This window comes from Sphingomonas sp. CCH9-F2 (assembly GCF_001556735.1).
Taxonomy (GTDB): domain Bacteria; phylum Pseudomonadota; class Alphaproteobacteria; order Sphingomonadales; family Sphingomonadaceae; genus Sphingomonas; species Sphingomonas ginsenosidimutans.
In genome coordinates, this window is sequence record NZ_LSJO01000419.1 from 1 (window position 1) to 4,092 (window position 4,092).

Here is a 4,092-nt window from a genome sequence, read left to right on the forward strand (position 1 = left end):
CCCAGCCACCAGGCGGCCGCGAAGACGAACGCGAGCCCGACCAGCTGCACCCCGATCATCGGCGTAAACAGCTGCGCCGGCGACACCTTGAGCGCCGCCGCGGCGCGCAGCGTGGGGCCCGTCCATGGCAGGAAATTGACCCCGGCCGCCATCGACGCAGTGCAGGCCAATACCCGCCGGTCCATCCCGAGCCGATCGTACAGCGGACGCAGCGCGGGGATGGTGACCAGAAAGCAGACCGCACCCGATCCATCGAGATGGATGAGCAGCGCCAGCGCCGCGGTTCCGACCGCAATGTGACGCGGATCCTCACCGACCAGTCGCAGCACCAGCCCGACCAGCGGCGAAAGCAGCCCCGCATCGGTCATGATCCCGAAGAACAGGATCGCGAAGACGAACATCCCCGCGACGGGCGAGATCTTGCCGATCCCCCCGACGATGTATCCAGGCACCGCGGCGCCCAGTCCCACCACCAACGCCGCCACCACCGGCACGAGGATCAGCGCTGGAAGCGGTGATACCCGGTTCGATAGGATGGCGGCGAGCAGCGACAGGATTGCCAATGCACCGACAATCGCCAGCATGATCCTCCCCTTGCGCTTCTGCCATCATGTTGCGCGTCGGGCCATTCGACAATGTTAATTATCTGATGGATCGATGCCCTATGTGGAATGGTCGGGCGACTTCGCCGGCAATTGAAAGTGATCCAGGAACGCCTGGGCGGCCGGAGACAACGTCCGGCTCGCCAGCCACGCGACGCCGATCGTCCGTTCGACGAGCGGGGCAACCAGCGGCCGCGTCGCGATGATGTCGCTGTGGAGCATGCCGATCGTGGAGCGCGGGAGCGCCGTTATCCCCAGCCCTGCCTCGATCAGCGCGCCAACCGTCGCCAACTGCGCGCAGCCGTAGAGTGGCCGGACAGCGACTCCTGCGCGGATCATGGCGGCGTCGGTCAGCACGCGCACGCTGCTGTCCGGCGCCATCGCGATGAAGGGATGATCCGCGAAGATCGCCCAAGCGGCTGGCTGGTCGTTGTCAAGCGCGCCGTTCCGGCGCACCGCCAGCACCATTGGATCGTCCATCAGCGGTTCGAAGCGGAAGGTGTCGTTGCCCGGCGGGGTGGTGATCGCCAGGTCGATATGCCGCGCCTCCATCTGCTCGTAGAGTGCGCCGGACAGGTAATCGCGCAGGACGATCTCGACCTGAGGATGGCTTTGTTGAAAGCGGGCGATCACGCTCGGCAGCAGCCCGGCGGCGACCGACGGCAACGCACCGATCACGACGCGACCGCGTTCGCCGTCGAACGTGCGCGCCAACATGGAAAATGCATCGTCGAAGTCGGCGGTCAGCCGCTCGACGACCGGCAACAGCACCTCGCCCGCGCTGGTCAGCGCGACATTGCGCGAGTTCCGATCGAACAGGCGGCTCCCCAACTGCTCCTCCAGCAGCTTGATCGTGCGGCTCAACGCCGGTTGCGAGACGTTGGCGATGCGCCCGGTCTCACTGAAACTGCGGTGATGCGCCACCAGCATGAAGAGGCGAAGACTTGTCAGGCTTGGGTTACGTCGCATTCCACACCGTGCTGATTCCGCTGAGCCGGGAGCGTCTAGCACATACTATTCTTTGGCGGCGCTCGTTTTGCAGGGGGTTGGTGCGGGGGTGTGAGGCGGCCCGGTTTGTCTGCGCAGGCCCACGGCGGGGATAAGTGGAATCTTGCAGGTTGATCACGCCGCGATCAGAAGCGCGTGGCCGAATGTATCAGGTCCGGCATATCGCCGCGGCACGGGACGATGGTCGATAACAGACCAAAGCGGCGTGTCGGCTAAGCACGCCAAATGCCGCGACGCCATCCCGTGCCGTTTCCCATAAAAAAAGGCACCGAAGTCGCTTCGATGCCTTTTTCCGGTGGGGCCCGCTCAGTCTTTTGCGCCGGTGCCCGGCTCGGTTGTCTTGGGCGCCTTGCCATCCTTGATCCTGCCTTCGTTGCGCAGTTCGCGGCCTTCTTCGGCTTTCCTCTGGCTTTCGGGCGACGTGCCGTGCTCGAACGCCTCTTCCTTAAGATAGCCTGCGGCTTCCCTGGCCTTGCCTTCGATGCTCATGACGAACTCCTTCATTGCCTGCAAACACAAGAAATAGAACGCCCACAGGTTCCGATAGGCACGGTATTGATCGACATGACCGAAGGGGAAAGTTGCATAGCCAGTCTATTGATCCCGATCAAATCGGACCACGAAACATTGACCGGGATCAACTTATCCCCCGCAGTTGATTCACATCAATACGAAAAATACGGCAGGACAGGCGAGACCAACCGGAAGCTGGCGGAAAACAACTGACTTTAAGACGTTGGGCGTGGGTCAGTCGCGATCCTTGTGCGCGGGGCGACAAGGAGAAGGGCGAGCATGAAGATCGCGATCATCGCGCACCTTAAATATGCGATCGGGCAACCGTTCGCCGGCGGTCTGGAAATGCATACGCATATGCTCGCCCGGTCACTGCGCGGACGCGGCCATGAAGTGACATTGTTTGCGTCGACCCATTCGGACCCGGCCCTTGGCGTGGAAGCGATCTGCGATGAAACGTCGTTGCTGGAAACCGGCGTGGCCGAAGCGGGCGACGTCGCCTTCTTCCGCGAACATCATGCCTATCTGCGCCTGATGACCGATCTGCGCAGCCGGTCGTTCGATGTCATCCATAACAACAGCCTGCATTATCTGCCGGTCTGCATGTCCGACACGGTTCCCGCGCCGATGGTGACGACGCTGCATACGCCGCCCTTCTGCTGGCTGGAAAGCGGCATCAGGCTGGGCAGGGGCAATATGCGCTACGTCGCCGTGTCGCAGGCGACGGCCGACATGTGGCGCCATGTGGCGACAGCGCGGCATGTCATTCCCAACGGCATCGACCTTCGCCAATTCCCCGGGCGCGCTCGACCGGACGATGACCCCTATCTGGTCTGGTACGGCCGGATCGTTCCCGAAAAGGGGCTCGACCATGCGATCGACGCCGCGCGCATGGCGGGTATGGCGCTGCGGATCGCCGGCCCGATATCGGACGAACGCTATTATCGCGACGTCATCATGCCGCGGCTCGGCCGCGACGCCGTCCATGTCGGACATCTCGCGCATGGCGACCTCGCACGGCTCGTCGCCGGGGCACGCGCGGCATTGTGCACGCCGCGTTGGGAAGAGCCCTATGGCCTGGTGGTGGCCGAAGCGCTGGCGTGCGGCACGCCGGTCGCCGCCTATCGCCGGGGCGGCGTGCCCGGCCTGCTCCATGCGGGGTGCGGCGTGCTGGCCGAGCCGGATGATATCGCCTCCCTTGCGGAAGCCGCGAAAGCCGCGATGCGGCTCGATCGCGCTGCCTGCCGCGTCCATGCCGAGCAGCATTGCGATGCCGAACACATGGTCGATCGTTACGAGGCGCTCTACACCGAGATGGTCGGCACGGCGGCGATCATGCCCTTCGCAACCTCGGCTTCCATGCCGGTCGTGGCCCATGTCGCATGACGCGGCAGGTGTGCGTCTGCATTCCCGCACGTAACGAAGCCGATCATATCGCCACCCTGCTCCGCGCGCTCGGTCAGCAGTCCGTCGCCGAGCCGTTCGTCGTCGCCCTGTGCATCAACAACAGCGATGACGGCACAGCGGAGGTCGCGCGCGCCGCGGCGGGAACGGCGCGGGGGCGATACGCGCTGGAGATCATGGAATGCCAATTCGCGCCGAACGATGCCCATGCCGGCACGGCGCGCAGAAGCGCGATGGACCTGGGCGCGCGCCTTCTGGCCGGCGACGATGCCCTGCTGATCTCCACCGATGCCGACTGCCGGCCACCCGAAAAGTGGCTGGCAGCGAACCTGGAGCATTCCGCACCCGATCATATCATCGGCGGCCGGATCGATATCGACGAAGAGGATCCTGCCGCCACGCCTGCCATGATGGAGATGCGACGCCGGTTCGACGCTTACTGGCACGCCGTTCGCGCGATCGAGGATCATATCGATCCGCTGCCCTGGGATCCGGCGCCGCGCCATGGCGACCATACCGGCGCCAGCCTGGCCCTGACGGTCGGCCTGTACCGCCGTGCCGGCGG

Annotated in this window: 6 protein-coding genes; 3 read left to right on the forward strand and 3 right to left on the reverse strand. The window is 64.6% G+C overall.

The annotated features are described in order from the left end of the window. From AX685_RS11890 to AX685_RS11900, 3 genes are all read right to left on the reverse strand, one after another. Positions 1-584 (reverse strand): SLC13 family permease (locus AX685_RS11890; protein ID WP_269450484.1); only part of this gene is annotated, 584 nt, incomplete at its 3' end. A gap of 78 nt (positions 585-662) precedes the next feature. Beyond that, on the reverse strand, positions 663-1,571 hold the full coding sequence (locus tag AX685_RS11895) for a LysR family transcriptional regulator (RefSeq protein ID WP_082740847.1): 909 nt from the start codon (positions 1,569-1,571) through the stop codon (positions 663-665). 345 nt (positions 1,572-1,916) lie between these two features. After that, positions 1,917-2,099, reverse strand: a complete 183-nt coding sequence (locus AX685_RS11900) for a hypothetical protein (RefSeq protein WP_066488941.1) — start codon at positions 2,097-2,099, stop codon at positions 1,917-1,919. Between the two features lie 66 nt (positions 2,100-2,165). Here AX685_RS11900 and AX685_RS21635 point away from each other — a divergent pair, with 66 nt between their 5' ends. The 3 genes from AX685_RS21635 to AX685_RS11910 all read left to right on the forward strand — a co-directional run. Beyond that, positions 2,166-2,336: a hypothetical protein gene (locus AX685_RS21635; protein WP_156445779.1), complete on the forward strand. Its 171-nt coding sequence runs from the start codon at positions 2,166-2,168 to the stop codon at positions 2,334-2,336. A 66-nt stretch (positions 2,337-2,402) separates the two neighbouring features. Then, positions 2,403-3,509: a glycosyltransferase gene (locus AX685_RS11905; RefSeq protein WP_082740848.1), complete on the forward strand. Its 1,107-nt coding sequence runs from the start codon at positions 2,403-2,405 to the stop codon at positions 3,507-3,509. After that, positions 3,506-4,092, forward strand: a 587-nt coding sequence (locus AX685_RS11910) for a glycosyltransferase (RefSeq protein ID WP_156445780.1), incomplete at its 3' end; no start/stop codon positions are given. The genes AX685_RS11905 and AX685_RS11910, both read left to right, overlap by 4 nt.